We start from the raw sequence: 1,289 nt of genomic DNA, 5'->3' as shown, positions 1-1,289 counted from the left end.
GTCCACGCGATGCCGCCGCGGTCGTCGCCGAGGACGACGTTCTGCGCCGGGATGCCGTCGCCGGCGGCCGCGGCGAGCGCCTCGTCGAGGTTCGTCGACGCTTCCAGCTTCAGGTGGTTCAGGTTCAGCGCGCCGGGATCGTGCGCGACCCAGTGCACCGCGTACTGGACGCCGTCGACGGTGCGCACCGGACCGAGGCTCGTCTCGACCACGGTCATCGTCTGCGCCGGTTCGCCCTTCACGAGCAGCGTTTCCGTGTGCGCGACGGGCGTTTCCCAGCCGTTCGTCGTGCGCACCTGGCCGGGATGGTCGGCATCAACGCCGAGGCGAACGAGGTCGAGCGTGTCCGCATAGCTGTTGGTAAAGGCCCAGGCGACATGGCCATTGCTGCCGACGATGACGGCCGGCGGCGTCCCCGGCAGGCTCACGCCGACGACGCGGCGCGGCTGTCCCTGCGCGTCCGGAAAGCGCAGCGCGACGCGGTACCACGTGTTCGGCAGCTGCAGGCCCAGGTGCATGTCGTCGGAGACGATGGCGGCGCCGTTGGCCGTGCGCGTCCCGGCGATGACGTAATTATTGCTGCCCACGGAGTCCGTGAACGCGATCCGCGCCACCTGGCGCGCAGGGACGCCCTCCCTGCGGCCCCACCAGGCCGGCGCCGTGGCCGGAATCGGGGCCGGCGCCAGCGCGACGGCGTCCGCATCCATCGGCGTATCCCAGCGGGTCGCCTCGGGCAGCAGGAAGGCCAGTTGGGCCGGATCGAGGTGCGCGGCGAGCCAGCCCCGCGCCAGTTCGCGCGGTTCCTGGTTCCCCTGCAAATCGAAGTACATGGCCCACACGGCCAGCAGCGAATCGGCGGGAGTCCACGGACGCGGCGTCGCGCGGCTCAGCAGGTATTCGAACGGGCGCGCGCGCAGGCCGTTCAGGCCGTCGTTGACGCCGGCGGCGTAGCGGTCCAGGAACGCGCGCTCGGCCGGCGCCATGCGCTGCACGGCCTGTTCGGCGCGGGCGCGAAAACGGTGCAGGCGGTGCGCACGGTCGAGCGGCAGCGCCTTGGCGCCGAACAGCTCGGCGAGTTCGCCGGCGGCACTGCGGCGCAGCAGGTCCATCTGGAAGAAGCGCTCCTGGCCGTGCACGAACCCGGTGGCGTACGCGACGTCGAGCCGGTTCGCCCCGCTGATGGTCGGCACGCCGTTCGCATCGCGCTCCACGGTGACGGGCGCCGACAGCAGCGGCGAGCGATGCTGGCCGTCGAGCTCGGGCAGGCTCGCGCGCAAGGCCATCCAGGC

Annotated in this window: 1 protein-coding gene; it reads right to left on the bottom strand. The window is 72.3% G+C overall.

Annotated features, from left to right (window positions below; all coding sequences use genetic code 11):
- On the bottom strand, positions 1 to 1,289 hold a 1,289-nt coding region (locus ACEN88_RS32060; RefSeq protein WP_413346235.1), incomplete at both ends, for a penicillin acylase family protein.

The organism is Massilia sp. CT11-108 (assembly GCF_047302915.1).
Taxonomy (GTDB): domain Bacteria; phylum Pseudomonadota; class Gammaproteobacteria; order Burkholderiales; family Burkholderiaceae_D; genus Telluria; species Telluria orientalis.
The sequence above is the reverse complement of the archived record's forward strand: the minus strand, read 5'-3'. Positions and strand labels throughout refer to the sequence as shown.